Genomic DNA, 26215 nt, shown 5'->3' with positions numbered 1-26215 from the left:
CAGCGTTACACCAGGCGAACCGCCAGCCACGCCGCCAGCACGCCCTTGTATTCGGCCACCAGCAGCTTGCGCTCCCTGGGCTTCGCGGCGGCGTAAAGCGGGTTCAGACTCTTGACCACCTGCAGCATGACTTCGGCGATACGGTAGGCCTCGTCGGCGGACAGCGCTTCGTTGTAGCGGCGAAACAGTGTCGAAAACCGCAGTCGCAGCTTGTTGCGCGCGGCGGCATCGCGCCGGAAGTCGAGCGACGCGGACAACAACGGCAAATACGCCGGAAAGGTGTCCATCAGATCGACCATCATGTCGAACAGGCGCTCGGCAAGCTGCGCGGGCGGCAAGGCGGGTTCATCGGCCTGGGCTTCGATAAAAGCGCTCCAGCGCGCATCCATGTCGTTGCCATACTGCTGACGCAGCGCCAGCGCAAGCTCGTCCTTGTTGCGGAAATACTGGTACGCCGCGCCGATCGACACGCCCGCCTGCTGCGCGATCTGCGTCATGGTCGCGCCCTCGAAACCGCGTTCGGCAAAGTCCTGCGCCGCCGCTTCGAGCAGCGCCTCAACGGTGCGCGCAGCGCGTTCCTGGCGCGGCACGCGGCGCGCGGCTTCCTTTGACGCATCCTTCGACACACTAGACGCAGCGCCTGGCCGCAGCGGTGTGGCCGCCATATCTGAGTCCTCCCTCACATTCGTGTATTATATGTGAGGCTATCCTCACATAATGGTGCACCATGACGCAAGCTCTCTCTTCCCTCTCGCTCGATCCGCGCAAGACCGCGCTCGTGATGATCGATCTGCAACACGGTATCGTGAGCCGCCCCATCGCGCCCCATAGCGGCGCGCAAGTGGTCGAAAAAGGTCGCGCGCTCGCCGATGCGTTGCGCGCCAAAGGCGGCACGGTCGTCTGGGTGCACGTGCTGCTCAACGAAATTCTCGCACTGCCCGCCGATGCGCCCACGCGCACGCCCGACGCGCCGCTCGCCCCGGCCATCGCTTCCGAGCTGGTGCCGGAAATCGGTGCGCAGGACGGCGACGTGATCGTCGCCAAGCGCCAATGGGGCGCGTTCTACGGCACCAATCTCGAACAGCAGTTGCGTCGCCGCGGCATCGACACGATCGTGCTCGGCGGCATCGCGACCAACTTCGGCGTGGAGTCCACCGCGCGCGCGGCCTTCGACTTCGGCTTCAAGCTGGTTTTCGTCGAAGACGCGACGTCGGCGCTCAACGAAGAGATGCATCACTTCACGTTCGACAAACTGTTCCGCCACATGGGCCATGTGCGCTCGACGGAGCAAACGATCGCCGCACTGGCGTAATCGGCGCTAAAGCGTCACTAAGGCGCGCGTAGCAAACAAAAAAGCCCTCGATGCGAATCGAGGGCTTTTTTTACGGCGCCGCGCAATGACTACACGGCGCGCGAACCGAAAGACTTACGCGAAGTTCTTCGCTGCGAAGTCCCAGTTCACGATGTTCCAGTACGCTTCGACGAACTTCGGACGCGCGTTGCGGTAGTCGATGTAGTAAGCGTGTTCCCACACGTCGATCGTGATCAGCGCGGTTGCGTCGGTCGTGAGCGGCGTAGCAGCGTTGCTGGTCGACACGATGTCGAGCGAGCCGTCAGCCTTCTTCACGAGCCACGTCCAGCCCGAACCGAAGTTGCCGACTGCAGCCTTCGAGAACGCTTCCTTGAACGCGTCGTAGGAGCCCCACTTTGCGTTGATCGCGTCGCCCAGCGCGCCCGTCGGTGCGCCGCCGCCTTGCGGGGAGAGGCTGTTCCAGAAGAACGTGTGGTTCCAGACCTGGGCTGCGTTGTTGAACACGCCACCCGACGACTTCTTGACGATCTCTTCGAGCGAAAGCTTTTCGAACTCGGTGCCCGGGATCAGGTTGTTCAGGTTGGTGACGTAAGCCTGGTGATGCTTGCCGTAGTGGAACTCGAGCGTCTCTTCCGACATGTTCGGAGCAAGAGCGTTCTTCGCGAACGGCAGCGGCGGGAGCGTAAATGACATGATGCGGTTCCTTCGTCGTGTTATGGGGAGTTCTGCTTGAAGTTCTACGTGAACTACGTGAAATTCTACGTATAGACCGGCATTGAGCACTCGATTGTAGGCGAGTTGGAATAACCCCGCAAACCAGCGGACATTATGCCGAACATGCGCCGGACAAGGCTTTCACGCCTGTTTTCAGCGGCTTTCGAGTGCGTCGGGTGAACCTCTGCGGCCTCGCCGTACCAGCTCGCCGCACGGGCGGCATGGCTGCTGTCCGGTTGGCGCAAGGCGTTGTCCGGACAGTGCAAATGCTGTCTATGCGTCGCGTTATGCGCATGCAGCGCGCCCGCTGCCCGAGCGCCGCGCTTCCAGCATCGCCTGCAAAGATTGCAAAAGCGTTGCAGGCGCCATTGCCGCGGCGTTGCCAGCCTCGCAACGCGCCCGTAAGACGGTTTTTCGAAACGGCTTCAGAAACCTTCGGACAGACGCGGCTGCACATCGGCGAGCGCAACATCGGCGCTGCCCTGGGCGAGATGCACGGTCAGGCGCTTGCCCGGCTTGAGCGCCGTCGGCGCGCGCACGGCGGCCCCGCTCTGCGCGTCGAGCAGCGCCGCATAGCCGCGTTCCAGGGTGCGCTGCGGACTGAGCACTTCGAGCCGCGCCGAAAGTTCCGACACACGCGCAACGGCACGTTCGCGACCACGCGAAAACGCGGCGTCCAGACGTCGTTCGAGCGCTTCGACCTGGACGCGCTGCGCCGCCGCGTCCGGACGCGTGCGCTGCCAGCGCATCTGCACGACGTTAAAGCTCGCGCGCGCCTGCGCGGTCGAGCGCGAACCCGCCGATGCCAGCCGGATTGCCAGTTGACGCAGATGCGAGCGCTGCTGCGCCAGGCGCTCGGCCGGCGACACCAGCCGCCGCGCGAGCCAGTCGAGTTGCTGCGCGCGGCGTTCCATCAGGCGGCCAAACCCACGCGCGAGCGTCGCGTGACGTTGATCCAGCTCGCGCAGCAGCAGCACGCGCTGCGGGCTCACCAGTTCGGCAGCGCCGGTAGGCGTGGGCGCACGCACGTCGGCGGCGAAATCGGCGATGGTGAAATCGGTTTCGTGGCCCACGCCGCTCACGACCGGAATCCCGCTCGCCGCAATCGCGCGCGCCAGCGCTTCGTCGTTGAACGACCAGAGATCCTCGATCGAGCCGCCGCCGCGGCACAGCACGATCACATCGACTTCGTTGCGCGCGTTGGCGGTCTCCAGCATCGCCGTGAGCTTTTCCGCCGAGCCCGCGCCCTGCACCGGCGCCGGATAGACGATCACCGGCACATGCGGCGCGCGGCGGCACAGTGTGGTGAGCACGTCGCGCAGCGCGGCGGCCTGCATCGACGTAATCACGCCGATGGCGCGCGGATGCGTGGGCAGTTCGCGCTTGCGCGCTTCGTCGAAGAGGCCTTCGGCTTCGAGCTGGGCCTTCAGGCGCAGGAAGGCTTCGTAGAGGCGCCCCTGCCCGGTGCGGCGTACCGCCTCGACGTTCAACTGGAGTTCGCCGCGCGGCTCGTACATCGTGACGAGCGCGCGCACCTCGATGCGGTCGCCTTCGCGCGGCGTGAATTCGGCGTACTGGGCACGGCCGCGGAACATCACACAGCGGATCTGCGCCTGCGCGTCCTTGATCGAGAAGTACCAGTGACCGCTCGCGGCGCGCGTGAAATTCGACACTTCGCCGGAAATCCAGGCAAGCGGGAAGCTGCGCTCGAGCATGGCGCCAATGGCGCGATTGAGCGCCGAAACCGGGACGACGACGTCGCCGCCAGGCGGAGAAGAAAGGCGATCGGAGAACATGGCAGAGGGTGTGGATAAGCAGCGGACGCGAGGCGGCCCGCCCAGACGATAGACCGTTCAGGGGGCCGGAGTCCAGCAGGAAACGCTCCCAGCGCGCGGGCGCGGCGATGTTTCCACATTGGCTACATGAATTGTCATATTTGCGACGGATACCGCGCAAACGCTAAAATACGATCTATCCCATTGATTCAAATAGGATTTTTATTCGCCCATCCGTACCTTACACCGATGGAAAGGCGCACGAACGGGCCTTTGCGGCCGCCCGGCACCGACTTCTCCACAAAGTTGTCCACAGGGCGTGGAATTTCCGGGGGAAGGGAGAATAGCGGTTTACGTGAAATGCTGCGTCAGTCGGCCGTGGCGGCCTGTTCTAGAATGTTTGCCGCCCATTGGTTCAGGCTCATGCCCTGAGCCGCCGCCGCGGTCGCCGCCGCCTCATGCGCGTGGGACGAAGTGCGCAGGACGAAACGACCGGAATACTGCTTGTAGGGCTCGACGTTGCGCCGCTCACATTCTTCGAGAAATACCTTCAACGATTGCTCGCCTTCGAGATGCAAACCGGCGACGTCGGTCGCGTAAAAGTCGGCGCCACCGTTCAGCCCCACGAATTCACCGCGAAACATGTCGATGTCCGGATCGTAGGCGATGACGGCCTTGTGGCCAGCAATTTTCATGATGTTGATCACGGCTTCACTCCATTGTCTTCGAACCACCTTCGCAGCGACGTAACCGCACCTTTGTCCATATCCGGCGACGGATGAGGGCGATGCATCACCTTGATCTGGCCAAACAGGAAAATCGCGACGCGAGAACCTTCGCGCTCTTCGATTTCCGCGCCCAGTTCGCGCATCAGCGCCACAGCGTCGGCCCACCTGACGCCCGCTGGCGTCGGGCGCGAGAAAATGTGCTCAAGCGTCCTTTCGTGTCTGGCTTTCATGCGAATGCGTAAGAAACAATGATACTAAAAATTAGTATCATGCTCCAGATTCGGCCGTCCTCTTGCAGCAATCCGTCGCCAATGCCGACTGGCGCAAATCTTTCACCACCTTGGCGCAAACGGCCACGCGGCTTGCCGCCCCTCACCCACCCGCGCTAGAGTGCCAGGTTCACGTCGGCCTCAGATTGGTCCGCGGTTGGCCACGCAACGGCCTACACAGACCGATCGCCGCTCTCTCGCGCCGTGCGCCCCTTCCGAACAGGAGAACCGCTCCGATGCCCATGCCGTCCTGCCGTCCGATGCCCGCATCGGACGCGAACCCGATACCCCGCGCCTGCCGATGAGCACGCCTCTCGCCGACTTCAAGGCACGCACCGAAAGCACGATTGCGCGCGCATGGCAGGAGCGCGGCCCGCTCGCGTGGGTGCTCTCGCCGCTGGCCGCCGTGTTCGCAGCCGTGAGCGGCGCGCGCCGCGCGGCCTTTGCGGCCGGCTGGCTCAAATCGGTGCGCGTGGGCGTGCCGGTCGTGGTGGTGGGCAACGTGACGGTGGGCGGTACGGGCAAGACGCCCACGGTGATCGCGCTCGTCGAAGCGCTGCGCGCGGCGGGCTACTCGCCCGGCGTTGTATCGCGCGGCTACGGCGCGAAAATCGAGCGCCCCACCGCCGTGACGGCATCCACGTCCGCCCGCGCCTGCGGCGACGAACCGTTGCTGATCGCCCGCCGCACCGGCGTGCCCGTGTGGGTCTCGCCCGACCGCGTGGCGGCGGCGCAGGCCCTGTGCGCGGCGCATCGCGACGTCGATGTGATCGTGAGCGACGACGGCCTGCAGCACTATCGCCTCGTACGCGACTTCGAACTCGTGGTGTTCGATCACCGGCTGGGCGGCAACGGCTTCCTGCTGCCCGCCGGTCCGCTGCGCGAACCGCTTTCGCGGCACCGCGACGCCACGCTCATCAACAATCCGTTCGAGCGCGCCCTACCCGATTGGCCCAACACCTTCGCGCTCAAGCTGGAGCCAGGCGAAGCCTGGCATCTGGCAAACCCGGCACTGCGCCGCCCGCTCGCGCAGTTCGGCACGGGGCAGTCGGGCGCGAACAGCGCAAACACCACAAACAGCGCGCCGCAGCGCCTCGTCGCGGCGGCCGGCATCGGCTCGCCGGAGCGCTTTTTCGCCACCTTGCGCGCGGCCGGTCTCGCGCCGCAAACGCTGCCGCTGCCCGACCATTACGACTACACCTCGAACCCGTTCGCCGATATCGATGCCGACGCCATCCTGGTCACCGAAAAGGATGCAGTAAAATTGGGGGCCTGGAACGACGCGCGCATCTGGGTTGTCCCTGTGCAAGCCGCGCTCGATCATCGCCTTATCACCCTGGTTGTGGAGAAACTCCGTGGACGCCCGTCTGCTTGAAATTTTGGTCTGCCCGATCTGCAAGGGCCCGCTCAGCTACGATCGCGCCGCGCAGGAACTGATCTGCAGCGCCGACAAGCTCGCTTATCCGATCCGCGACGGCATACCCGTCATGCTCGTCGACGAAGCCCGTCAGACCGTCGAAGGCACACCCGTCGATCCGAACGGCCCCGCTTCGGCCTGACCCGTCGGCCTGCGCCTTACTAGCCTCACCTCGCCGCCTCACCTCGCCCGAACCGGTCATGACCACTCCCGTGCAATCCTTTATCGCCGTCGTGCCGGCGCGTCTTGCGTCCACCCGGCTGCCGAACAAGCCGCTCGCCGATATCGGCGGCAAGCCGATGGTCGTGCGCGTGGCCGAGCGCGCCCGCGAATCGGGCGCCCAGCAGGTGCTGGTGGCCTCGGACGCCCAGAGCGTGCTGGACGCCGCACGCCAGCATGGCTTCGAAGCCGTGCTCACGCGCGCCGACCATCCCTCGGGCACGGATCGCCTCGCGGAAGTCGCCGAGCACTTCGGCTGGAACGATGATTTGATCGTGGTCAATGTTCAGGGCGACGAGCCGCTGATCGACCCCGCGCTGATCTGCGACGTGGCGTCGCACCTGGCCGCTCACCCCGAGTGCGCGATCGCCACGGCCGCCCACCCCATCACGGCCTCGGACGAGATCTTCAGCCCGAACGTCGTGAAGGTGGTGCTCGATGCGCGCGGCGTGGCGCTCTACTTCTCGCGCGCCCCCATTCCCTGGGCGCGCGACGCCTGGCAGCCGCATTGGTCGCCGGGCCGTCTCGATCTGGCCGCGATGCCCGCCCCGCCTGCCCCGGCGACGGTTTATCGGCATATCGGCCTGTATGCCTACCGGGCCAAATTCCTGCGCGCCTATCCGGGCCTCGCGCAGTCGCCGATCGAGCAGGTGGAAGCGCTCGAACAACTGCGCGCGATGTGGCACGGCGAGCGCATCGCGGTGCTGGTCACGGATGAAGCGCCGGCGCCCGGCGTCGACACGCCCGCCGACCTCGCCCGTGTACAGGCGTTATTCCGACCTTAATAGCGCTGGTGGGCCGAAAAACCCATGGCATAATCAATTGTTTGCGCGAGCCGTCCAAGCCTTTGTGCGTGGGGGTTTCCCCCACCGTTGCCCGGTTTTGCTCGCAGCCTTCCGAGGCTAGTTGCCACCCAGTGCGCCGCGCCGGATTCCATTTCCGGCGCTAAAGGCATGCGCGGGTCTGGCACGGCGCCACCGGCCTCTGACATGATGCGAGAGGCGTGTCGGGCACGAGCAAACGGGTAGGAGACGCACGACGCCGCAGATGCCGCCCTGAACCTTCATCAAGGGCAGCCGCCGCGCCGCAAGAATTCACACAGATCGGAGAAAGTTGAAATGCGTTTGATCCTGTTGGGCGCCCCCGGCGCGGGCAAGGGAACCCAGGCAACCTTCATCAAAGAGAAGTTCGGCATTCCGCAGATCTCGACCGGCGACATGCTGCGCGCGGCGGTCAAGGCGGGCACGCCGCTCGGCCTCGAAGCGAAGCGCTTCATGGACGCGGGCGAACTCGTGACGGACGAACTCATCATCAACCTGGTGAAGGAACGTCTGAAGGAAGACGACTGCAAGAACGGTTATCTGTTCGACGGCTTTCCGCGCACGCTGCCCCAGGCAGAAGCGATGAAGCAGGCCGGCGTCGCGATCGACTACGTGCTCGAGATCGACGTGCCGTTCGACGAAATCATCACGCGTATGAGCGGTCGCCGCATGCACCCGGCGTCGGGCCGCACGTACCACGTCAAGTTCAATCCGCCGAAGGAAGAGGGCCGGGACGACGTGACGGGCGAAGCGCTCGTGCAACGCGACGACGACAAGGAAGAGACGGTTCGCAAGCGTCTCGACGTGTACGTCGCGCAAACCAAGCCGCTCATCAGCTACTACAGCGAATGGGCCAAGCGCGGTGAAGAAAACGGCCTGCAGGCGCCGCAATATCGCGCGATCTCGGGTCTGGGCAGCGTGGACGAAATCCGCAACCGCGCATTCGACGCCCTCAAGTAAGACCGTAAAACGTCTCTAGCCGGCCAAAGCCGGGCGAGGCCCGGCGACACCGCCGGCCTCGCCCGTTTTGCTTTCTGGCCGGCCACTCTCCTCTTGCGCTGCGGCACTAAGTTTCGCCGATGAGTCGTGGGCCGGTCCCTGCATCGCCCATAACAAAACCATCGCAATGCCATCGAGCAGCAAGGAGGAAGACAGATGCAAATCCGCGACAACGTATTTCTGATCACCGGTGGCGCTTCGGGCCTCGGTGCGGCTTCGGCGCGCCTGATTGCGGCCGAAGGCGGCAAGGTCGTGCTCGCCGATCTCAACGAGGAAGCCGGCCACGCGCTCGCCCAGGAACTGGGCGGCGTGTTCGTGAAGTGCAACGTCGCCAGCGAAGAAGACGGCGCCAAAGCCGTGGCCGCCGCTACGGCGCTGGGCACGCTGCGCGGTCTGGTGAATTGCGCGGGTATCGCGCCCGCGATCAAGACCGTCGGCAAGGACGGCCCGCATCCGCTCGACGCGTTCAGCAAGACCATCTCGGTCAATCTGATCGGCACCTTCAACATGATCCGCCTGGCGGCCGCCGCAATCGCGCAGACCGCGCCCAACGAGGGCGGCGAGCGCGGCGTGATCGTCAATACCGCTTCCGTGGCGGCGTATGACGGCCAGATCGGCCAGGCGGCCTATGCGGCGTCCAAGGGCGGCGTGGTCGCCATGACGCTGCCGGTCGCACGCGATCTGTCGCGCAGCGGCATCCGCGTCATGACCATCGCGCCCGGCATCTTTGAAACGCCGATGCTGCTGGGCATGCCCAAGGAAGTGCAAGATGCGCTGGGCGCGATGGTGCCCTTCCCCTCGCGTCTGGGCAAGCCCGACGAGTACGCAATGCTGGTCAAGCAGATCTTCGAGAACCCGATGCTCAACGGCGAAGTGATCCGCCTCGACGGCGCGATTCGCATGCAGCCGAAGTAAGCCTGCATCGGCGACGCGATTTGACGCAAAAAAGCCCGCTTCGGCGGGCTTTTTTGATGGCGAAGCGCACAGCGTCAGTCGTTATCGAGCATCCGCTGTCGCAACTCCTGCAACTGCGATTCGACCACGGTCGCATCGGCGGCGTCTGGGCGCTCGTCGAGATACGTCTCCAGATCTTCGAGCGCGGGCCGCACGTATTCGAGCCGCGCATAAGCGAAGCCACGGTCGCGAACTTCCTCGATGCTGTCCGGCAGCAGGATGACGAGGCGCTGCTGGATGGCCAGCAAACGCTCCCAGCGTTCGGTCTGAAGATAGACAGATTTGAGATTGCCCAACATGCGCGCGACGATCTCGCGCCGCGTGGCCGGTTCGAGCAGCATGCGCAGCGCGCGGGCGACGGAATCGCCGGCGTTGGCCACGTAGGGCTCAAGCATATCGACCATGTCGGATTCGGTCAGCGCGCGGCCGGTGGTGGGGTCGAGCATCGCGTCGCCGTCGGGCAACGCCACGCGCAGCAGAAAGTGGCCGGGAAACGACACGCCCTGCACCGGCAGACCCAGTTGGCCCGCTATCTCCAGATAGAGCACAGCGAGCGAAATCGGAATGCCGCGCCGGCGGCGCAGCACCACGTGCAGATGGCTGTTGTCCGGATCGAGGAAGTCGTTGAGATTGGCCGCGAAGCCCATCTCGCGAAAGAACACGCGGTTCAGAAACGCGATCTGCTGGCGCACGTCCGCGCCTTCAGGCAGGCGACGGCTCACGCGCAGCGCAAGCTCGTCGATTTCGGCGAGCGTGCCTTGCAGATCGAGATCGGGGTAGGCATCCTGCGCGATCGACAGCGCCGCTTCGGTGAGCGGCAGGCTTTCGTCTTCCGCGACGAGCGCGCTGAAATAGTCCAGGACCCGCGAGTTCATCGTCGTCACTTCGTGCGCCTCTTGAAGTAGCCGTATTTGAAGCCCATCAGCCAAAGCATACCGAAATATAGCGTCGCGAACAGCACGAGGCAGGACCCGAGCAGCAGAATGCGCGCGAGCGGCTCGTGGCGCAGGCCAATCCAGTCATAGCTGATCGAGCACCAGTGCATGGCGCCTGCCAGCACGAGGCATGCCCCGATCAGTTGCACGAAGAACGTCGTCCAGCCCGCGGACGGCATATAGATGCCACGGCGGCGCAGGCCGATAAAGAGCAGCAGCGCGTTCATGCAGGCGCCCAGGCCCACCGAAAGCGTCAGGCCCGCGTGCGAGAAGATCGGCACGAAAATGTAGTTGCTGATCTGCGTGGCGATCAGCACGCCCACGCCGATCTTCACGGGCGTCTTGATGTCCTGGCGCGCGTAGAAACCGGGCGCGAGGATCTTGATGAGAATGAGGCCGATCAGCCCCACGCCGTACGCCGCCAGTGCGCGGCCCGTCATGATGACCGAGTTGGCGTCGAACTTGCCGTAGTGGAACAGCGTGGCGGTGAGCGGTTCGGCGAAGAAAAACAGCGCAACCGCCGACGGCGCGGCCAGCAGGAAGGTCACGCGCAGGCCCCAGTCGAGCAGCGCGGAATACTCGTGCGGATCGGCATCGACGTGCGCCTTGGACAGCGACGGCAGCAGGATCGTGCCGAGCGCCACGCCCAGCAGCGCCGTGGGGAACTCCATCAGGCGGTCGGCGTAGTTGATCCACGACACCGCGCCCGGGCCGAGGCGCGAGGCAATGTTCGTGTTGATGATCAGGCTGATCTGCGCCACGGACACCGCGAACATGGCCGGCACCATTTTCGCGAGCACGCGCTTGACGCCGCGGTGCGCGAGCGCCTTGAGCGGGTTCAGATGGATGCGCGGCATCATGTCGATGCGCTTGAGCCCCGGCAACTGCACGAGGAACTGCAGCACCCCGCCGACGATCACCGCCCACGCCAGCGCGAAGACCGGCTGATGCATGCGCGGCGCGAACGCCACCGCGGCGGTGATGAACGAGACGTTGAGCAGCACCGGCGCGAACGCGGGCAGCGAGAACTGCTTGTAAGTGTTGAGTACGCCGGACGCGAGCGACGTCAGCGAAATGAACACGATGTACGGGAACATGATGCGCGTCATCGTGACGGCAAGCTGGTAGGCCTGCCCGTCGCTCTTGAGGCCCGACGCGACCACGGTCACGACGAACGACGCGCCGACGATGCCCAGCACCGACAGGAAGGCGAGCACCCACGCGAGCACGGTCGATGTGGCATCGACTAGCGCGCGCGTGGCGTCGTGACCTTGCTGGTTCTTGAACTCCGCGAGGATCGGCACGAAGGCCTGCGAAAACGCGCCTTCGGCCGAAATGCGGCGCAGCAGGTTGGGAATGCGGAACGCGACGTAAAAGGCGTCGGTGTACTGACTCGCGCCGAATGCTCGGGCGATCAGCGTCTCGCGGGCCAGTCCGGTCACGCGAGACAGCAGCGTGAAGCCGCTGACCGTCAGCAGGGCTCGGAATAGATTCATGGGGCGCTTATTATACGGGTGCCATTTGACCGTTCGCCGCTGGGCGGCTTTCGGGATGCGAATGGCGGCGTGACAACTTGTAACTTGGGATCGCGAAGGGGCCGCATTGTGACCGCGTCGTAAAAGATCCGGCGACCGCTTTAATGTTCTGTCCCCTGCCGTCCCAGCGTTGGGCATCGCCTGGCGATTGCCACGTCCATGATTTCGTTGCTATAATCGCCGATTCCCGGCCTCAAATGGGGCTGGGACGCGTTCTGGAAAGGAAGCGCCAAGGCGGTTGTCCACGACAGCCCCTGACGTTTCGGCACAAGGAATGTGGCGGGCAGACAGGATTCTAGAGATTCGCGTCTACCGGCAAATACCGTTTTGTGTCTGGGTCCAAACCCAGGCGCGAATCCAGGCAACGGGCGTCGGCAAGTACGCGCCCAGATAATCAAGGAAAGAGTAATGGCAAATTCCGCACAGGCACGCAAGCGCGCTCGCCAGGCTACCAAGCAAAACGCACACAACTCGGCACTGCGCTCGAAGTTCCGCACGGCTATCAAGGCTGTCCGCAAGGCAATCGACGCAGGCGACAAGGCTGCTGCTGCTGAAATCCTGAAGACTTCGGCAAAGACGCTGGACATCATCTCGGACAAGAAGATCGTCCACAAGAACAAGGCTGCTCGTCATAAGAGCCGTCTGGCTGCTGCTGTCAAGGCAATGGCCTAAGCGTTTCAGGTTCAACCTGGCGCTGTGCAAAAAACCCGCTTCGGCGGGTTTTTTTGTGCCCGCTCGCGGCGGCTTACAAGCACGAGCCCGGATTCCAGACGTAAAAAAACCCGCATGTGCGGGTCGTTTTTTCTATATTGCTGCGGGGGCAACGCCTTAGCGCTTCACTTCCCCGCTCTGCTGCGTAGCGTGATCGTGCGGCAGTTCGCAGGCCTCGGTCACCAGAAGATCGTTGTCCTTGGCGAAGTTCAGCACGAAGTTGAACGCCATCGGCTCGATATCCTTCAGACGCGAATCGAGCACCACCACCTTGAGGTCGCCGATCATCGTCGGGCGCACGTAGAGGGAATAGCGCAGATAGGCATTCGGCCCGCGCGCGTTCGCCGACGCTTTCGGCCCGAAGCTCGACATCACACCCGCCAGACGCTCCGACCAGTCGCTCGGACGAAACTTCTTCCCTTTGCTGGTGATGCCTTGAATGAAGTATTCGGTTGGGGCTTCTTCGGCCATGTAGGAGTACCTGTGTGACGTCGCTGCGTGCGGACCGGCTCAGCGGTGGTGCCGGCGCACAGGCCGCTGCGGCGGGCTTTGCGCGGGCTTCGCATCGTGTGCGCGCCCAGCACATCCAGCCTTCTGCCGTGCCTGAAAAATCTATCGGATTATAGCGCAGCGCACCTTTTGACGCACCGCACACAGGACACTTGACGGCCTGATGCGCAGACAACTTTAGCTCCTCGCGCAACTTTGACGGCGCGCCCACCCGATCGGGCGCCGCCTTTTCGCCAACTCGTCAAATTCCGCAAAATCCTTTATGCTGCTTTGACTTACCACCAACCGCAGCGGCGTCGCCGGCCCTTTCCTGCAGTTCGAGGCCGGATCGGGCGCCGTTTTCGCTTCATGACCTCCCGGACCATACGCCATTACCTGCAGTTCTCGGATTTCTCTCTTGAAGAATATGACTATGTGCTGGAGCGCGCGCGCATCCTGAAGCGCAAGTTCAAGAGCTACGAGACCTACCATCCGCTGCACGACCGCACGCTCGCGATGATCTTCGAGAAGAACTCGACGCGCACGCGACTTTCGTTCGAAGCGGGCATCTTCCAGCTGGGCGGCCACGCCGTGTTCATGAACACGCGCGACACGCAGCTTGGCCGCGGCGAGCCGATCGAAGACTCCGCGCAGGTCATCTCGCGCATGGTCGACATCATCATGATCCGCACGTTCGGCCAGGACATCATCAAGCGATTCGCGGAAAGCTCGCGCGTGCCGGTGATCAACGGCCTGACGAACGAGTATCACCCTTGCCAGGTGCTGGCTGACATCTTCACGTTCTACGAGCATCGCGGCCCGATCCGCGGCAAGACCGTGGCGTGGGTGGGCGACGCCAACAACATGCTCTACACGTGGATCGAAGCCGCCCAGATCCTCGACTTCAAGCTGCGCATCTCCACGCCGCCGGGCTATCAGCTCGACCCGGCGCTGGTGGCCGAAGAAAGCAAGCCGTTCATCACCGTGCTCGCCGATCCGAACGAAGCCTGCGCAGGCGCTGACCTCGTGACCACCGATGTGTGGACCAGCATGGGCTTCGAAGCCGAAAACGAAGTGCGCAAGCAGGCCTTCGCCGACTGGTGCGTGGATGCGGAAATGATGGCGCGCGCCAACGCCGACGCCCTCTTCATGCACTGCCTGCCCGCTCACCGCGGCGAGGAAGTGAGCGCCGAAGTGATCGACGGCCCGCAAAGCGTGGTCTGGGACGAAGCGGAAAACCGCCTGCACGTCCAGAAGGCGCTGATGGAATTCCTGCTGCTGGGCAAGCTCAACCACTGAGCCGCTCACGCGGGCAGCAAGTAAAAAGCCGGGAGAGATTCCCGGCTTTTTTCTTTTTAGCGCCGCTTCACACCGTTTCGCCCAACCTGCGTGCCAGCGACTTCAGGAGCGGCGCGACACGCTCGCGGAACACGTCCGGTCCCATCGACGAAGCCGGCCCGCTGCAACTGAGCACCAGCCAGCGCCGCTCACGCGGCTCGCGAAACGGCACCGCTACGGCATTGACGTCCTCGTGCCAGTCGCGAAACGAAAAGCACGCCCCTTCCTTCGCGAAGTTTTCGATCTCTCGCTTCGCCGCCGCGACCAGCGCCGGGCCGTCCTCCCCCGCCGCCTGCGCCGCCTTTTCCAGCTCCGCGAACAGCGCCGTGCGCACGTCGAGCGGCTGCACGGCCAGATACGCGCGGCCCATCGAACTCGTCAGCATCGACAGCCGCGAGCCTGAAGCGAGGCCCAGCGTGAGCGCCGTTTCGCTGCGGATCGTCTCCAGATAGATCACGTCCAGACCGTCGCGGCAGCCCAGCGACACCGCCGCGCCCACTTCGCGCGCGAACGCACGCAGGTGCGGACGCGCCAGCTCCAGCGTATCCGTGCCCGAAAGCAGCGCGAAGCCGAGCGACAGCACGCCCGCGTCGAGCGCATATTTGCCCAGCGATTCGTCGAAACGCAGATAGCCGAGCGTGGTGAGCGTGTACGCGAGGCGGTTTACGGTCGCTTTGGGCAAGCCGGTGCGCTCGACGAAATCGCGATTGCCGAGCAGCGTTTCGCCCGGACGGAACGCGCGCAGCAGTTCCAGCCCGCGTGCGAGCGCGACCACGAATTTGCGTTCGTCGATTGGACCGGAAGCCAGCGTCGACGCAAACGAGGAAGAGGCATTCATTTCTGGTGCGGACATGAGCGGCCTGGTGATACACTGAAGTCAATTTGCAAAACATTGTTCCGCTTAGCGGAACTCCAGTCAAGCGCAAATTTCCCTGGCTGAAGTAAATCAGAGGTTCAGCAGGTTACGAGACTCAGGAGAGACACCATGGCCGCACACGCCCAGTTCCATTGGGAAGACCCGCTGCTGCTCGACCAGCAGCTCACCGAAGACGAACGCATGGTGCGCGACGCCGCCGCCGCTTACGCGCAGGACAAGCTCGCGCCGCGCGTGACCGAAGCGTTCCGCCACGAGAAGACCGACGCCTCGATCTTCCGCGAGATGGGCGAAGTCGGGCTGCTTGGCCCGACCATTCCGGAACAGTACGGCGGCCCGGGTCTGAACTACGTCGCCTACGGTCTGATTGCGCGCGAAGTGGAGCGCGTGGATTCGGGCTATCGCTCGATGATGTCGGTGCAATCGTCGCTCGTGATGGTGCCGATCTTCGAATTCGGCTCGGACGCGCAGAAAGAAAAGTATCTGCCGAAGCTCGCCAGCGGCGAATGGATCGGCTGCTTCGGTCTGACCGAGCCGAACCACGGCTCCGACCCGGGCAGCATGGTCACGCGCGCGAAGAAGGTGAACGGCGGCTATTCGCTTTCGGGATCGAAGATGTGGATCACGAATTCGCCGATCGCCGACGTGTTCGTGGTCTGGGCCAAGCTCGAAGAAGACGGCAAGGATGACATCCGCGGCTTCATTCTGGAGAAAGGCTGGAAGGGTCTGTCGGCGCCGGCGATCCACGGCAAGGTGGGCCTGCGCTCGTCGATCACCGGCGAAATCGTGCTCGACGAAGTGTTCGTGCCGGAAGACAACCTCATGCCGGGCGTGAAGGGTCTGCGCGGTCCGTTCACCTGCCTGAACTCGGCGCGTTACGGCATCGCCTGGGGCGCGCTCGGCGCGGCGGAATCGTGCTGGCACACCGCGCGTCAGTACGTGCTCGACCGCAAGCAGTTTGGCCGCCCGCTGGCTGCCAACCAGCTCATCCAGAAAAAGCTCGCCGATATGCAGACGGAAATCACGCTCGGCCTGCAAGGTTGCCTGCGCCTGGGCCGCATGAAGGACGAAGGCACCGCTGCCGTCGAAATCACCTCGATCATGAAGCGCAATTCGTGCGGCAAATCGCTCGACATCGCGCGTCTTGCGCGTGACATGCTGGGCGGCAACGGCATCTCGGACGAATTCGGCGTGGCGCGTCACCTCGTGAATCTGGAAGTGGTGAACACGTATGAAGGCACGCACGACATTCACGCGCTGATCCTCGGCCGCGCGCAGACGGGCATTCAGGCGTTCTTCTAAGCGTCGCTTTCGGCATCACTACGTAAAAAAAGCGCCGCACGTTTCGAACGTGCGGCGCTTTTCCTTTATGCGGCCAGGTGAACGCGGTGAGCGCGGTGAGCGCTTACTTGTTCGGCTGCGGCGTGAGACGCAGATACGGACGCAGCGCCTTATAGCCCTTCGGGAACTTCTGCTTGATAACCTCTTCGTCCTTGAGCGACGGGACGATCACCACGTCATCGCCCTGCTTCCAGTTGCCGGGCGTGGCCACCTGGTAGTGGTCGGTCAGCTGCAGCGAATCAATCACGCGCAGGATTTCGTCGAAGTTGCGGCCCGTGCTGGCCGGATACGTGATGATGAGTCGCACCTTCTTGTTCGGATCGATCACGAACAGCGAGCGCACCGTGAGCGTCTCGTTGGCGTTCGGGTGGATCATGTCGTACAGCGTCGAGACCTTGCGATCGCCGTCCGCGAGAATCGGGAAGCCGACGCTCGCCGCCTGCGTTTCGTTGATGTCCTTGATCCATTCGTTGTGCGACTCGGCGCTATCCACCGACAGCGCGATCGTCTTCACATTGCGCTTCTCGAACTCGTCCTTGAGCTTTGCGGTCAGGCCAAGTTCGGTCGTGCAGACCGGCGTGAAGTCGGCCGGATGCGAGAACAGCACGCCCCAGCTATTGCCGAGCCACTCATGAAACTTGATGCGGCCAATGCTCGAATCCTGCTCGAAGTCGGGTGCGATATCGCCAAGACGAAGACTCATGGTGCGGTTCCTTTGAACGAAGTGGGCGGCGCAAGACCAGCCGATGCGCCAGTGGACATTCACAACATTGAAGCATACAGGGCAGCTATATGCCCCGCGAACGAACATCGGTTCACACTGGTATGAGTTTTTGTAATTTTGAATAGCAGCGCGGAAACTTTACGTGCCGGATCAACTCCATGTCTCTCCCTTCGGATTTTTCGTACGCAGCAATCAGAAGCGCGGTGAAGCAACGTGAACACCCGCTATCCTTGATGCAGCAGCGAAATTCGCCGATGCGGGAACGGATCGTGCGTCAATTTATCGATGATCGGGCTGCAGCTGCGGCGCGCCAGGCTTGCCAGCGCCCGTATCTTTGTTACGATTCACGCGTAATGTGACACGATGGGAGCCAGTCAATGTCAGAGGTCAATAAGGAGAGGCTGATGTCGGATATCAAAACCGTCCTCGCGGATGCAGAGGACCTGCTCAAGCAAGCGGCGAGCGCCACGGGCGAACGTGCTTCGGAGCTGCGCGAAACGGCCCTCTCTCGCCTGAAGCAGGCGAAGGAAAAGGCGGCGGACGTTCAGGTCGTCGTCGTCGAGAAGGGCAAGAAGGCGGCGCGCGCCACCGATGACTATGTCCACGAACATCCGTGGACGTCGATCGGCATCGCCGCCGGCGTCGGCGTGCTCGTGGGCTTGCTGATCAACCGCAAGTAACACGCTGGGGTTGTCGCGAGACGGTCGCCGCACCGTCTCGCGGTCCGGCCGCGCCGCACATCGGCGCGAACCGGTTCGGCCCAGCGCTCAAACAGCAGGCCGGTGCGCTCCACCGGCCTGTCTTTTCTGGGCGCTTTTTCGCGCAGCTTTTGCGCGCGCCCGCCATCGCGCACGCGTTGGCGTAACCCTCATTCGCCATGACGACAGACACCCGCTCGCAGCACGAACATGGGCCGTTGCGCCGTCTCCTCGGCTCCGCGTTCTCGATCATCCAGACACGGCTCGAGTTGATCGGCATCGAGCTGGCCGAAGAAAAGGAACGCCTGCTGGGCGTGCTGTTCCTCGGACTCGCGGCGATGATGCTGGCGACCATGGCGCTGATCGCCCTGACCGCGCTGATCGCCATCGCTTTCTGGGATACGTATCGCTGGCAGGCGCTCGCCGGGATCACGCTGATCTACGCGCTCGCCGCCCTAGTCTGCGCGTTGAAGGCGCGCCAGGGACTGCGCAATGCGCCGCTGGTGTTCCAGGCGACGCTCGAAGAATTCGAGAAGGACCGCGAAATCCTTCGCAAACCCTAGCATCGACGCCATGAGCCAACTTCGCCCCGATCAAGCCTTCCGCCCTACGCGCCCACATAGCCGCGATCTCTCGACGCCGCAGATGCGCGCCCTGCGCAAGGAACTGCTGCTCGTGCGCGCGAGCGTCGAACGCGCCGAAATGACCGCCTCGATCATCGAATTGCGCGAGACCGTGACGCATTTCAGCTGGCTGCGCTTTCTCGTGCCGGGTTTCGGCCGCGTGGCGGCCAGCGCATCCGGTTCGACGAGCGCTTTCAGCAGCGGCTTGAGCAGTCTGCTCAAGCAGTATCCGATCTTGAGTTCGCTGGTCTCGTTCGTGGTGGCCAAGCCGCTGCGTGACGGTATCGCCTCCGCGGCGAAGCCCGTCGTCAAATGGGGCGGCCTCGCCTTCACCGCCTACGAAGCCTGGCGCGTGTGGCAGCAGATGCGCCGTCAGCGCGACGGCGGCGACGTCCGCGCACGCCGCGCGGCATCTGACGAAGACGATCTCACCGGCTGATTCGACGGCCCGGCGATCGGACTGAGCGTCCCCCTTCATCGATCGCTCCAGCATGCCTGCGTGGAGAGGCCCGCGCCCGATTCGTTACTGCGCGTGCCATTGGCGTCGAGGACGAACGCTCCGCACGGATCGTCGCGCATTGGCCCAGTCTGTGTGGGCGACGCGACGATCGCATAGCCGCCGTTCGACTCATCGCCCGCCAGCCGCTTCAGCCGATAAATTGCCCTACCGGACGGCGGCGCCTGATCGAAGCCCGCCGGCAATGACGCCGCAACGGCTGCCTGTGCGTCGGCATACTGCGCCGCGCGATACAGCGCCGTGACCGCGTCGACGCGATGCCCTCGCGCGATCTGGTTGCGCCAGCCCGGAACCGCAAATGCGGCGACGATGGCCGCCGCCGCAAGCGCGATCATCATTTCCAGCAACGTAAAGGCGCGTGAATCGCGTCGCATCGTTTTGCCTCTCGCCCGTTAAAACGGCCGCGCAACGACGCGCCGCCAATGCCGCTCGACACGCGTTCCGTCGAACACAATCTGCATTTGCAGCCAGCTTTGCGCGTCTTCCGTCGCGCCAAATCCTCTGGCTGTGACGAGCCACGCCCGCACTGCTGGCCGCGTTTCGATGCGCCACGCTTCCATCAGACACTGCGGCGGACGCACTGAACCCGGCCACGACGAGGCAGGCGTCGTCGCCAACGCCTCGAACGCATCCTGACGCCGCCATTGCTGCGGCTCCCCCGCTTGCGCAGCAATTGACGACCCCGACGCCATCCCGTCAACCAGAGCACGAGAGCACAGCGTCAACGCGCCATCCGCAGCATGAAAAGACTGCAACGCGTCGAGCACGGAGGCAGCATTGCGCGCCTCGAAAAGCGATGCCTCGAACCACGCCGCCGACGTCACGAGCATCATCGAGACAATCAGCAGCACGACCGGCAACGCGACGCCGTGCTCAGCTTTGCAGCGTCTAGCCTCCTGCCTCATGGCTGCGACCCCAGCACGTTGCGCAACACCACGTGCCGCCAGAACGCCTGACGGGCGCGCCCATCGCTCGATGTCAGCGAACTCCCCTCGCAATCGACGTAACGCACGCGGCGCCCAAGCGCCTCACCGCGTACGAGCACGCACAGATCGACCGCGACGACCGAATCCCAGCGCTCCCGCGACAGCGCGGCGGCGTCGACAGCCTGCGCCGCGCCCGTCGTCCAATAGCGCGCCCGCAGGCGCTCGACGCCTTCCACGAGCGGCTGCGCGGTGCCGAGCTTGCCCGTGCCTTCGCAATAGAGTTCCGGCTCACCGGTCGACGTGCTCGTCTTCGCGTGAAAGCGATTGAGCACTTCGCCCTGTGATGCGCCAACCGCCTGCCCCAGACAATCTGTGGCTTGCCCGTTGGTCGCGGGCCATGTCGATTGGGCGTCGCCGCGATAGCGCACCGCCACGCCGTCCGAGCGGCTCGACAACGCTTCGCAGGTGAGGCTCGCGGCAGCGCCGGTGGGACGCCCCGCAGTGCAGCCGAAAAGCGGCGGCCCCGTAAGCGCGACCGTATCGTCGGCGGAGACGAAGCCGGCCATCTGGATCTGCTCGCCGATCAGCGTGAGCGCACTCACACCGGCCTCATGGATATGCGCGGCATCGACCGCATACGCAAATGCCTGGCGCTGCGAACGATAAGCGGCCAGTGCACCGACAATCACGACCAGCCCAAGCGCCACGGCAATCGTGAATTCGAGCAACGTATGCCCTGCGCCGGCAGGCCTGAGCGCGCGGCCGCGCCTCATTGTGCGAACGCGAGCGCCACGCATGCTCGACCTCCTTCTGTCGCAGATGTGCCCGCGCAGTCACGCCCAGCAACGGCTTCATCGCGAAGAGCGGTCCATGACAGCACGACTTGCGAGCCGGACAGGCTCACCTGTCCGTCCGCCACCAGCGCAGCGGCACGTGCGCGCCATTGATCGCGTGCCGCCGAGCCCGTTTCAAGCGTTGCCTCTGCCAGCGCATCGGCGGCAAAAGCAGCACGCGCCTGAGTCGCACTCGCCGATGCATGCCGCGCGAGCGCCAACTGCGCGCTCAGCAGACCCATGCCACAGGTCGCCATCAGCGCCATCGCCAGCGCAACTTCAAGGAGCGCAAACCCGGCCTGCGCACGCCGCCTCATGATCCGGCTCCGCACGCCCCATCGCTGATGCGCGCGCGCCCGCCGGCTGCGACGCGTATGCAGCGCCGCCAAGCTGCGCCTTTCGTCGATCCCGAAGTCACACGTGGCGCAATCTCGAAATTGCGAAGCGTGCCGATCATCTGTCCTGCAGGCGGCGTGAAAGTCAGCGCAGTGAGCGCCGAGGCCACGCCAATCTCGTCCAGAGACGGCTGCACGCGCAGCAGCACCGACGCGCTCGCGCGCTCGGCCATGACCGCCCAACCGCACGACCAGTCAGCGAGTCCCGATGGGCAGGATTTGCCCGCCGCAAGACAGCGCCGCGCCGCGTCGACGCGGCACACGGAGACGCGCGCCTTGCGGCGGATCGCTTCGCTGCGTGCATAAGACAACGTGCCGAGCAGCGCATTGGCCCGCGCGTCGATCTGGTCTCGCACGCGCCAGGCAACGAACGCGGGCGCACTTGCGCTCGCGCAGATCGCGATCAGCACGATCGCGGCCACGGTTTCCAGCAAGGTGAAGCCCGCCTGTTTCATCTGCAATCCTTAGCGATCAGGAACTGCAATCAATCTATCGATGAAAGGAAAACGGAACAATTAGCCGAATGGCTAGCTATCGCGCACACGATCCGCTCGCGAAAATGCGAGGGTCACGGGCAATAGCAGGGAGAAGGGAGATGCGAGAGAAAATGCGCGTGAAAACGCGAAGCAGAGATGCGCGCTGGCGTTCAGCGCTTTTTGGGCGGCGTGGCCGCACCGCTCGCGCGGCGGAATTCCTCGATGACGTCCTCGAATTCGGAGACATCCTCGAAGCGCCGGTACACGGACGCAAAACGCACGAAAGCCACTTTGTCGAGCTCGCGCAGTTCGCCCATCACGAGTTCGCCAAGGCGTTCGCTGCGCACTTCGCGCTCGCCGCTACCGAGCAGTTGATACTCGATGCGGGCAACCGCCGCGTCGATCGCGTCGGCCGCAACGGGCCGCTTGCGCAGCGCCAGTTGCATGCTCGCCATGATCTTGCGGCGGTCGAATTCCGTGCGGCTGCCATCCTTCTTGACGATAGCCGGCATCGCCAGCTCGACCCGCTCGTACGTCGTGAAACGCTTGTCGCAGGCCGGGCAGCGACGGCGGCGCCGGATCGCGGCGCCGTCCTCGGACACGCGCGAGTCCACCACTTGCGTGTCTTCATGCCGGCAGAAGGGGCAGCGCATGCTGGCTTGGGGCCTGGCTTAGCCGTAGACCGGGAAACGCTTGGTCAGCTCCGACACTTGCGCCTTCACGCGCTCGATCGTTGCTGCGTCTTCCGGGTTCTCAAGCACGTCGGCGATCAGGTTGCCCACCTGTTCGGCTTCCTTCACGCCGAAGCCGCGCGTCGTCATCGCGGGCGAGCCCAGGCGGATGCCGCTCGTGACAAACGGCTTTTCCGGATCGTTCGGGATCGCGTTCTTGTTGACCGTGATGTGCGCCGAACCCAGCACGGCTTCCGCCGCCTTGCCGGTGATGTTCTTCGCGCGCAGGTCGACCAGCATCACGTGGCTTTCCGTGCGGCCCGAAACGATACGCAGACCGCGCTTGACCAGCGTTTCAGCCAGCACGCGTGCGTTCTCGACCACTTGCTGCTGGTAGGTCTTGAATTCCGGCGATGCGGCTTCCTTGAACGCCACCGCCTTGCCGGCGATCACGTGCATCAGCGGGCCGCCCTGGATGCCAGGGAAGATCGCCGAATTGATGGCCTTTTCGTGCTCGGCCTTCATCAGGATCACGCCGCCGCGCGGGCCGCGCAGGCTCTTGTGCGTGGTCGTGGTGACGAAATCGGCGAACGGCACCGGGTTCGGGTACACGCCCGCAGCGATCAGACCGGCGTAGTGCGCCATGTCGACCATGAAATACGCGCCAACGGCCTTCGCGACCTTGGCGATGCGCTCGAAGTCGATACGCAGCGCGAACGCCGATGCGCCTGCGATGATGAGCTTCGGCTTGGTTTCGTGCGCGCGTTTTTCGAGTGCGTCGTAATCGATGTCTTCGTTCGCGTCGAGACCATAGCTCACGACGTTGAACCACTTGCCGCTCATGTTGAGCGCCATGCCGTGCGTCAGGTGGCCGCCTTCGGCGAGGCTCATACCCATGATGGTGTCGCCCGGCTTGAGCACGGCGAAGAACACACCCTGGTTGGCCTGCGAGCCCGAGTTCGGCTGCACGTTGGCGGCTTCCGCGCCGAACAGCGCCTTCACGCGGTCAATGGCCAGTTGCTCGACGATGTCGACGTTTTCGCAGCCGCCGTAGTAACGCTTGCCCGGATAGCCTTCGGCGTACTTGTTGGTGAGCTGCGAGCCCTGCGCGGCCATGACCGCGGGCGAGGTGTAGTTTTCCGACGCGATCAGTTCGATGTGATCTTCCTGACGGCGGTTTTCGAGTTCGATCGCGGCGAAGAGTTCGGGATCGACGTTGGCGATGGTGCTTTCGGCTCGGTTAAACATACGGATTCCGTTAAGTGTGTTCAGGTTGACCGGGTCTCGCGCGGAACGCGTAGCGGGTACGCGGCGCTGCTGGCAACGCTCCAGGAGCTATGGCCAGCCTTGACGTGGCGGAACAAGGTGCCGCACACGCGAGGCAGGACAGCCCGTGCAGCGCTATTGAAAGCGCGCGGATCTCGGCTGCCCAGGCGAACGGCAAAACGGCACCCTGCGCTTCACGGTGGGTCGTTCCACCTTGAGCCCCCAATTGAGCCATGCAAAGCACAGCTTGCCGGGCCTTTGTTACAGACGTTGCAACCGTCGTTACAAATTCAGCCCGCCGGGAACCCTATCGCCAGTCACGCAGGGATTGAGCGCGTTAGTGTATTGGAACCGCCCATATTAGGCAACCGGACCGGCTTCGCGCCCCCTGAGCCACAGCTGGCGCGGCTTGCGCGGGTATTGCCGCTTCCTTGCCGCAGCGCCGCATTGGAAGTAGGCTTTCCCCTTTCCTCGCCTTCTACCGACCAGGGAGCCACCATGATTGTCTTCGTCACCGGCGCATCAGCAGGATTTGGCGCCGCCATCGCCCGAGCCTTCGTGAAGGGCGGCCACCGCGTCGTCGCCACGGCGCGCCGCAAGGACCGTCTCGACGCACTCGCCGCGGAGCTGGGTGACGCGCTGCTGCCGTTCGAGCTGGACGTGCGCGACCGCGCCGCCGTTGCGGCCGCCCCCGCCGCCCTGCCCGCCGAATTCGCCAATATCGACGTGCTCGTCAACAACGCCGGCCTCGCGCTGGGCGTCGAACCGGCCCAGAAGGCCGATCTGGACGAGTGGGAAACCATGATCGACACCAACTGCACGGGTCTGGTGCAAGTCACGCATGCTTTCCTGCCGGGCATGGTCGATCGCAACCGCGGTCACATTTTCAATCTTGGATCGGTGGCGGGCCGCTGGCCGTATGCGGGCGGCAACGTCTACGGCGCGACCAAGGCCTTCGTGCGCCAGTTCAGCCTGAACCTGCGCGCCGACCTCGCAGGCACGGCGCTGCGCGTGACGGATATCGAGCCGGGCCTGTGCGGCGGCACCGAATTCTCGAACGTGCGCTATCGCGGCGACGACTCCAAGGCGGCCAATGTCTATAAGGATGTCGAACCGCTCACGGCCGAAGACATCGCCGATTCGATCTACTGGATCGCCACCCGCCCGGCCCACGTGAACATCAACACGATCGAGCTGATGCCGGTCGCGCAGAGCTTCGCGGGACTCACTATCCATCGCGGCTAAAAGCTTTCAGAATACTTTCGTAGCTCAGTCGTCCGAACGGCGTAACGCTTATGCGTTCCGGTAGAATGCGCGGCATGGAAAGATCCACTAGCAAGCCGGATACGGCCCCATCTCAGGCCGCGGAAGGTTTTACATGGCCGGTCCGCGTCTACTACGAAGACACCGACGCCGGCGGCATCGTGTTCTACGCGAACTACCTGAAGTTCTTCGAGCGCGCGCGCACCGAATGGCTGCGCGCGTGCGGCGTCGATCAACGCAGGCTGGCCGAGGAATCGGGCACGCTCTTCGTCGTGCGCAGCACGGCGCTCGACTATCGGGCGCCCGCCCGTCTCGACGATGTCGTGACGGTCGTGAGCCGCCTGGACAAGCTGGGCCGCGCATCTGTCGACTTCATGCAGGAAGCGTGGCGCGGTGACACGCTGCTGGCAACGGGCAAGATCCGCGTCGCCTGCGTCGACGGTGCCGTCATGCGCCCCGCTCCCATTCCAGGCCATGTTTTCGACGCTTTGGAGCGTGGCATGAAGAAAGTCTTGCCGGCTGTGTCAACGGCCACTTAACTATTGCCGTTGATTACGACGCCAGTGAACTCGCGTCGGTCATTGCAGGACCAAGCTGGGTTCGGTCGCAATCGCGCGCAGTCTTGCCGCTTGCCTTCGGGAAGCTTCGCAACGCCTTGCAGCCGCTCGCCCCTTTCGGGACGTCACAACGAATCTTTATGAACACTACACAAGATCTGTCGATCATTTCACTCGTTCTTAATGCGAGCATACTGGCACAGGCGGTGATGGGACTGCTCCTGTTGCTTTCCCTGATTTCCTGGACCTTCATCTTCCGCAAGTGGTTTGCCATCCGCCGTGCGCGCCGGCAGACCGAGCGCTTCGAGCGCGACTTCTGGTCGGGCGGCGACCTGCAGGCGCTGTATCAAAGCGCCGCCAACAACCGTCACACGATCGGCGCGCTCGAGCGTATCTTCGAGTCGGGCATGCGCGAATTCCTCAAGGCCAAAGAGAAACGTCTGAACGATCCGAGCCTCGTGCTCGACGGCGCCCGCCGCGCGATGCGCGCAGCGTTCCAGCGCGAGATGGATGCGCTCGAAGCGAATCTCTCGTTCCTCGCTTCGGTCGGCTCGGTCAGCCCGTACATCGGTCTGTTCGGCACGGTGTGGGGGATCATGAACGCGTTCCGCGGTCTGGCGAACGTGCAGCAGGCGACGCTTGCGAACGTCGCGCCCGGCATCGCCGAAGCACTGACGGCCACCGCCATCGGTCTGTTCGCCGCGATTCCGGCAGTCGTTGCGTACAACAGCTACGCGCACGACATCGACCGTCTGGCGATCCGCTTCGAAACCTTCATCGAAGAGTTTTCGAACATCCTGCAGCGTCAGGCCCACTAATCTTCAAAGGAGTCGAA

The 26215-nt window shown here is 64.0% G+C and carries 32 protein-coding genes and 1 riboswitch; of the genes, 15 read left to right on the top strand and 17 right to left on the bottom strand.

Annotation, left to right across the window (positions count from 1 at the left end; translation table 11 throughout):
* Nucleotides 1-5: 5 nt before the first annotated feature.
* Complete coding sequence (locus F3J17_RS33830) at nt 6-665, bottom strand: TetR/AcrR family transcriptional regulator (protein WP_167069846.1); 660 nt, start codon at nt 663-665, stop codon at nt 6-8.
* Nucleotides 666-727: 62 nt separating this feature from the next.
* Here F3J17_RS33830 and F3J17_RS33825 point away from each other — a divergent pair, with 62 nt between their 5' ends.
* Nucleotides 728-1312, top strand: a complete 585-nt coding sequence (locus F3J17_RS33825) for an isochorismatase family protein (protein WP_167069844.1) — start codon at nt 728-730, stop codon at nt 1310-1312.
* A 114-nt stretch (nt 1313-1426) separates the two neighbouring features.
* On the opposite strand, the gene sodB is transcribed toward F3J17_RS33825, so the two are convergent.
* The 4 genes from sodB to F3J17_RS33805 form a co-directional block, all read right to left on the bottom strand.
* Nucleotides 1427-2005: a superoxide dismutase [Fe] gene (gene sodB, locus F3J17_RS33820; RefSeq protein ID WP_167069842.1), complete on the bottom strand. Its 579-nt coding sequence runs from the start codon at nt 2003-2005 to the stop codon at nt 1427-1429.
* A gap of 446 nt (nt 2006-2451) precedes the next feature.
* Nucleotides 2452-3822, bottom strand: a complete 1371-nt coding sequence (xseA, locus tag F3J17_RS33815; protein WP_167069840.1) for an exodeoxyribonuclease VII large subunit — start codon at nt 3820-3822, stop codon at nt 2452-2454.
* Between the two features lie 347 nt (nt 3823-4169).
* Nucleotides 4170-4508: a type II toxin-antitoxin system HicB family antitoxin gene (locus F3J17_RS33810; RefSeq protein ID WP_167069838.1), complete on the bottom strand. Its 339-nt coding sequence runs from the start codon at nt 4506-4508 to the stop codon at nt 4170-4172.
* Nucleotides 4505-4681, bottom strand: coding sequence for a type II toxin-antitoxin system HicA family toxin (locus F3J17_RS33805; RefSeq protein ID WP_345891285.1), 177 nt, complete (start codon nt 4679-4681; stop codon nt 4505-4507). The genes F3J17_RS33810 and F3J17_RS33805 overlap by 4 nt, the downstream gene beginning before the upstream one ends.
* 418 nt (nt 4682-5099) lie before the next feature.
* Here F3J17_RS33805 and lpxK point away from each other — a divergent pair, with 418 nt between their 5' ends.
* The 5 genes from lpxK to F3J17_RS33780 all read left to right on the top strand — a co-directional run bounded on the left by lpxK (nt 5100) and on the right by F3J17_RS33780 (nt 9169).
* The gene (gene lpxK, locus F3J17_RS33800) at nt 5100-6173 is read left to right on the top strand and encodes a tetraacyldisaccharide 4'-kinase (protein ID WP_167069834.1); all 1074 of its coding nucleotides are present in this window, start codon (nt 5100-5102) and stop codon (nt 6171-6173) included.
* Nucleotides 6154-6357, top strand: coding sequence for a Trm112 family protein (locus F3J17_RS33795; protein WP_027817781.1), 204 nt, complete (start codon nt 6154-6156; stop codon nt 6355-6357). The genes lpxK and F3J17_RS33795 overlap by 20 nt, the downstream gene beginning before the upstream one ends.
* A gap of 58 nt (nt 6358-6415) precedes the next feature.
* A complete protein-coding gene (kdsB, locus tag F3J17_RS33790) occupies nt 6416-7219 on the top strand; it encodes a 3-deoxy-manno-octulosonate cytidylyltransferase (RefSeq protein WP_167069832.1) in 804 nt (267 codons plus the stop codon).
* Nucleotides 7220-7552: 333 nt separating this feature from the next.
* The gene (gene adk / locus F3J17_RS33785; protein ID WP_167069830.1) at nt 7553-8215 is read left to right on the top strand and encodes an adenylate kinase; all 663 of its coding nucleotides are present in this window, start codon (nt 7553-7555) and stop codon (nt 8213-8215) included.
* A 195-nt stretch (nt 8216-8410) separates the two neighbouring features.
* The gene (locus tag F3J17_RS33780) at nt 8411-9169 is read left to right on the top strand and encodes a 3-hydroxyacyl-CoA dehydrogenase (RefSeq protein WP_167069827.1); all 759 of its coding nucleotides are present in this window, start codon (nt 8411-8413) and stop codon (nt 9167-9169) included.
* A gap of 74 nt (nt 9170-9243) precedes the next feature.
* Here F3J17_RS33780 and F3J17_RS33775 read toward each other — a convergent pair whose 3' ends face one another.
* Nucleotides 9244-10083: a tetratricopeptide repeat protein gene (locus F3J17_RS33775; RefSeq protein ID WP_167069825.1), complete on the bottom strand. Its 840-nt coding sequence runs from the start codon at nt 10081-10083 to the stop codon at nt 9244-9246.
* A 5-nt stretch (nt 10084-10088) separates the two neighbouring features.
* Nucleotides 10089-11639 (bottom strand): murein biosynthesis integral membrane protein MurJ, encoded by a 1551-nt coding sequence (gene murJ / locus F3J17_RS33770; RefSeq protein WP_167069823.1) that lies wholly within the window; start codon nt 11637-11639, stop codon nt 10089-10091.
* A 447-nt stretch (nt 11640-12086) separates the two neighbouring features.
* On the opposite strand from murJ, the gene rpsT reads away from it, so the two are divergent.
* Complete coding sequence (gene rpsT / locus F3J17_RS33765) at nt 12087-12350, top strand: 30S ribosomal protein S20 (protein WP_167069821.1); 264 nt, start codon at nt 12087-12089, stop codon at nt 12348-12350.
* Between the two features lie 156 nt (nt 12351-12506).
* Here the strand turns inward: rpsT and F3J17_RS33760 are convergent, their stop codons facing one another.
* Complete coding sequence (locus F3J17_RS33760) at nt 12507-12860, bottom strand: DUF3579 domain-containing protein (protein WP_167069819.1); 354 nt, start codon at nt 12858-12860, stop codon at nt 12507-12509.
* A 387-nt stretch (nt 12861-13247) separates the two neighbouring features.
* Here F3J17_RS33760 and argF point away from each other — a divergent pair, with 387 nt between their 5' ends.
* Complete coding sequence (gene argF / locus F3J17_RS33755) at nt 13248-14177, top strand: ornithine carbamoyltransferase (RefSeq protein WP_167069817.1); 930 nt, start codon at nt 13248-13250, stop codon at nt 14175-14177.
* Between the two features lie 67 nt (nt 14178-14244).
* Here argF and F3J17_RS33750 read toward each other — a convergent pair whose 3' ends face one another.
* Nucleotides 14245-15054 (bottom strand): IclR family transcriptional regulator, encoded by an 810-nt coding sequence (locus F3J17_RS33750; RefSeq protein WP_167069869.1) that lies wholly within the window; start codon nt 15052-15054, stop codon nt 14245-14247.
* Nucleotides 15055-15201: 147 nt separating this feature from the next.
* Between F3J17_RS33750 and F3J17_RS33745 the strand changes: the two genes are divergently transcribed.
* Nucleotides 15202-16392 (top strand): acyl-CoA dehydrogenase, encoded by a 1191-nt coding sequence (locus F3J17_RS33745; RefSeq protein WP_167069815.1) that lies wholly within the window; start codon nt 15202-15204, stop codon nt 16390-16392.
* 103 nt (nt 16393-16495) lie between these two features.
* Here the strand turns inward: F3J17_RS33745 and F3J17_RS33740 are convergent, their stop codons facing one another.
* On the bottom strand, nt 16496-17134 hold the full coding sequence (locus F3J17_RS33740; protein ID WP_027817792.1) for a peroxiredoxin: 639 nt from the start codon (nt 17132-17134) through the stop codon (nt 16496-16498).
* Between the two features lie 398 nt (nt 17135-17532).
* Between F3J17_RS33740 and F3J17_RS33735 the strand changes: the two genes are divergently transcribed.
* From F3J17_RS33735 to F3J17_RS33725, 3 genes are all read left to right on the top strand, one after another.
* Nucleotides 17533-17835 (top strand): YqjD family protein, encoded by a 303-nt coding sequence (locus tag F3J17_RS33735; protein ID WP_027817793.1) that lies wholly within the window; start codon nt 17533-17535, stop codon nt 17833-17835.
* A 197-nt stretch (nt 17836-18032) separates the two neighbouring features.
* A complete protein-coding gene (locus F3J17_RS33730) occupies nt 18033-18416 on the top strand; it encodes a phage holin family protein (RefSeq protein WP_167069813.1) in 384 nt (127 codons plus the stop codon).
* 10 nt (nt 18417-18426) lie between these two features.
* Nucleotides 18427-18915: a DUF3318 domain-containing protein gene (locus F3J17_RS33725; RefSeq protein ID WP_167069811.1), complete on the top strand. Its 489-nt coding sequence runs from the start codon at nt 18427-18429 to the stop codon at nt 18913-18915.
* A gap of 35 nt (nt 18916-18950) precedes the next feature.
* Here F3J17_RS33725 and F3J17_RS33720 read toward each other — a convergent pair whose 3' ends face one another.
* The 7 genes from F3J17_RS33720 to glyA form a co-directional block, all read right to left on the bottom strand.
* The gene (locus F3J17_RS33720) at nt 18951-19367 is read right to left on the bottom strand and encodes a type IV pilin protein (protein WP_167069809.1); all 417 of its coding nucleotides are present in this window, start codon (nt 19365-19367) and stop codon (nt 18951-18953) included.
* Between the two features lie 18 nt (nt 19368-19385).
* On the bottom strand, nt 19386-19898 hold the full coding sequence (locus F3J17_RS33715) for a hypothetical protein (protein WP_240161249.1): 513 nt from the start codon (nt 19896-19898) through the stop codon (nt 19386-19388).
* Nucleotides 19895-20692 (bottom strand): PilW family protein, encoded by a 798-nt coding sequence (locus F3J17_RS33710; RefSeq protein ID WP_167069807.1) that lies wholly within the window; start codon nt 20690-20692, stop codon nt 19895-19897. Before F3J17_RS33710 ends, F3J17_RS33715 begins: the two co-directional genes overlap by 4 nt.
* The gene (locus F3J17_RS33705; RefSeq protein ID WP_167069805.1) at nt 20689-21069 is read right to left on the bottom strand and encodes a hypothetical protein; all 381 of its coding nucleotides are present in this window, start codon (nt 21067-21069) and stop codon (nt 20689-20691) included. Before F3J17_RS33705 ends, F3J17_RS33710 begins: the two co-directional genes overlap by 4 nt.
* Complete coding sequence (locus tag F3J17_RS33700; RefSeq protein WP_167069803.1) at nt 21066-21602, bottom strand: GspH/FimT family pseudopilin; 537 nt, start codon at nt 21600-21602, stop codon at nt 21066-21068. Before F3J17_RS33700 ends, F3J17_RS33705 begins: the two co-directional genes overlap by 4 nt.
* A 191-nt stretch (nt 21603-21793) precedes the next feature.
* Nucleotides 21794-22276 carry a transcriptional regulator NrdR gene (gene nrdR, locus F3J17_RS33695; protein WP_028220157.1) on the bottom strand — a complete coding sequence of 161 codons (483 nt, stop codon included), beginning with the start codon at nt 22274-22276 and terminating at the stop codon, nt 21794-21796.
* An 18-nt stretch (nt 22277-22294) separates the two neighbouring features.
* The gene (gene glyA, locus F3J17_RS33690; protein ID WP_167069801.1) at nt 22295-23542 is read right to left on the bottom strand and encodes a serine hydroxymethyltransferase; all 1248 of its coding nucleotides are present in this window, start codon (nt 23540-23542) and stop codon (nt 22295-22297) included.
* Between the two features lie 172 nt (nt 23543-23714).
* Nucleotides 23715-23891: riboswitch (ZMP/ZTP riboswitch) on the bottom strand.
* Nucleotides 23892-24058: 167 nt separating this feature from the next.
* On the opposite strand from glyA, the gene ydfG reads away from it, so the two are divergent.
* From ydfG to tolQ, 3 genes are all read left to right on the top strand, one after another.
* Nucleotides 24059-24805 (top strand): bifunctional NADP-dependent 3-hydroxy acid dehydrogenase/3-hydroxypropionate dehydrogenase YdfG, encoded by a 747-nt coding sequence (gene ydfG / locus F3J17_RS33685; RefSeq protein WP_167069799.1) that lies wholly within the window; start codon nt 24059-24061, stop codon nt 24803-24805.
* Nucleotides 24806-24870: 65 nt separating this feature from the next.
* Nucleotides 24871-25362 carry a tol-pal system-associated acyl-CoA thioesterase gene (gene ybgC, locus F3J17_RS33680; RefSeq protein ID WP_167069865.1) on the top strand — a complete coding sequence of 164 codons (492 nt, stop codon included), beginning with the start codon at nt 24871-24873 and terminating at the stop codon, nt 25360-25362.
* A gap of 158 nt (nt 25363-25520) precedes the next feature.
* On the top strand, nt 25521-26198 hold the full coding sequence (gene tolQ / locus F3J17_RS33675; RefSeq protein WP_027817805.1) for a protein TolQ: 678 nt from the start codon (nt 25521-25523) through the stop codon (nt 26196-26198).
* Nucleotides 26199-26215: the final 17 nt, after the last annotated feature.

The organism is Burkholderia sp. Ax-1719, assembly GCF_011753055.1.
In the GTDB taxonomy this organism is placed as follows: domain Bacteria; phylum Pseudomonadota; class Gammaproteobacteria; order Burkholderiales; family Burkholderiaceae; genus Paraburkholderia.
This window is presented reverse-complemented; position numbering and strand designations above follow the sequence as displayed.

Excerpts from the sequence above, each read along its gene's own strand:
- F3J17_RS33830 (WP_167069846.1), bottom strand. The coding sequence starts at position 665 with ATGGCGGCCACACCGCTGCGGCCAGGCGCTGCGTCTAGTGTGTCGAAG.
- F3J17_RS33825 (WP_167069844.1), top strand. The coding sequence starts at position 728 with ATGACGCAAGCTCTCTCTTCCCTCTCGCTCGATCCGCGCAAGACCGCG.
- sodB (WP_167069842.1), bottom strand. The coding sequence starts at position 2,005 with ATGTCATTTACGCTCCCGCCGCTGCCGTTCGCGAAGAACGCTCTTGCT.
- xseA (WP_167069840.1), bottom strand. The coding sequence starts at position 3,822 with ATGTTCTCCGATCGCCTTTCTTCTCCGCCTGGCGGCGACGTCGTCGTC.
- lpxK (WP_167069834.1), top strand. The coding sequence starts at position 5,100 with ATGAGCACGCCTCTCGCCGACTTCAAGGCACGCACCGAAAGCACGATT.
- kdsB (WP_167069832.1), top strand. The coding sequence starts at position 6,416 with ATGACCACTCCCGTGCAATCCTTTATCGCCGTCGTGCCGGCGCGTCTT.
- adk (WP_167069830.1), top strand. The coding sequence starts at position 7,553 with ATGCGTTTGATCCTGTTGGGCGCCCCCGGCGCGGGCAAGGGAACCCAG.
- F3J17_RS33780 (WP_167069827.1), top strand. The coding sequence starts at position 8,411 with ATGCAAATCCGCGACAACGTATTTCTGATCACCGGTGGCGCTTCGGGC.
- F3J17_RS33775 (WP_167069825.1), bottom strand. The coding sequence starts at position 10,083 with ATGAACTCGCGGGTCCTGGACTATTTCAGCGCGCTCGTCGCGGAAGAC.
- murJ (WP_167069823.1), bottom strand. The coding sequence starts at position 11,639 with ATGAATCTATTCCGAGCCCTGCTGACGGTCAGCGGCTTCACGCTGCTG.
- rpsT (WP_167069821.1), top strand. The coding sequence starts at position 12,087 with ATGGCAAATTCCGCACAGGCACGCAAGCGCGCTCGCCAGGCTACCAAG.
- F3J17_RS33760 (WP_167069819.1), bottom strand. The coding sequence starts at position 12,860 with ATGGCCGAAGAAGCCCCAACCGAATACTTCATTCAAGGCATCACCAGC.
- argF (WP_167069817.1), top strand. The coding sequence starts at position 13,248 with ATGACCTCCCGGACCATACGCCATTACCTGCAGTTCTCGGATTTCTCT.
- F3J17_RS33750 (WP_167069869.1), bottom strand. The coding sequence starts at position 15,054 with ATGAATGCCTCTTCCTCGTTTGCGTCGACGCTGGCTTCCGGTCCAATC.
- F3J17_RS33745 (WP_167069815.1), top strand. The coding sequence starts at position 15,202 with ATGGCCGCACACGCCCAGTTCCATTGGGAAGACCCGCTGCTGCTCGAC.
- F3J17_RS33740 (WP_027817792.1), bottom strand. The coding sequence starts at position 17,134 with ATGAGTCTTCGTCTTGGCGATATCGCACCCGACTTCGAGCAGGATTCG.
- F3J17_RS33735 (WP_027817793.1), top strand. The coding sequence starts at position 17,533 with ATGTCAGAGGTCAATAAGGAGAGGCTGATGTCGGATATCAAAACCGTC.
- F3J17_RS33730 (WP_167069813.1), top strand. The coding sequence starts at position 18,033 with ATGACGACAGACACCCGCTCGCAGCACGAACATGGGCCGTTGCGCCGT.
- F3J17_RS33725 (WP_167069811.1), top strand. The coding sequence starts at position 18,427 with ATGAGCCAACTTCGCCCCGATCAAGCCTTCCGCCCTACGCGCCCACAT.
- F3J17_RS33720 (WP_167069809.1), bottom strand. The coding sequence starts at position 19,367 with ATGCGACGCGATTCACGCGCCTTTACGTTGCTGGAAATGATGATCGCG.
- F3J17_RS33715 (WP_240161249.1), bottom strand. The coding sequence starts at position 19,898 with ATGAGGCAGGAGGCTAGACGCTGCAAAGCTGAGCACGGCGTCGCGTTG.
- F3J17_RS33710 (WP_167069807.1), bottom strand. The coding sequence starts at position 20,692 with ATGAGGCGCGGCCGCGCGCTCAGGCCTGCCGGCGCAGGGCATACGTTG.
- F3J17_RS33705 (WP_167069805.1), bottom strand. The coding sequence starts at position 21,069 with ATGAGGCGGCGTGCGCAGGCCGGGTTTGCGCTCCTTGAAGTTGCGCTG.
- F3J17_RS33700 (WP_167069803.1), bottom strand. The coding sequence starts at position 21,602 with ATGAAACAGGCGGGCTTCACCTTGCTGGAAACCGTGGCCGCGATCGTG.
- nrdR (WP_028220157.1), bottom strand. The coding sequence starts at position 22,276 with ATGCGCTGCCCCTTCTGCCGGCATGAAGACACGCAAGTGGTGGACTCG.
- glyA (WP_167069801.1), bottom strand. The coding sequence starts at position 23,542 with ATGTTTAACCGAGCCGAAAGCACCATCGCCAACGTCGATCCCGAACTC.
- ydfG (WP_167069799.1), top strand. The coding sequence starts at position 24,059 with ATGATTGTCTTCGTCACCGGCGCATCAGCAGGATTTGGCGCCGCCATC.
- ybgC (WP_167069865.1), top strand. The coding sequence starts at position 24,871 with ATGCGCGGCATGGAAAGATCCACTAGCAAGCCGGATACGGCCCCATCT.
- tolQ (WP_027817805.1), top strand. The coding sequence starts at position 25,521 with ATGAACACTACACAAGATCTGTCGATCATTTCACTCGTTCTTAATGCG.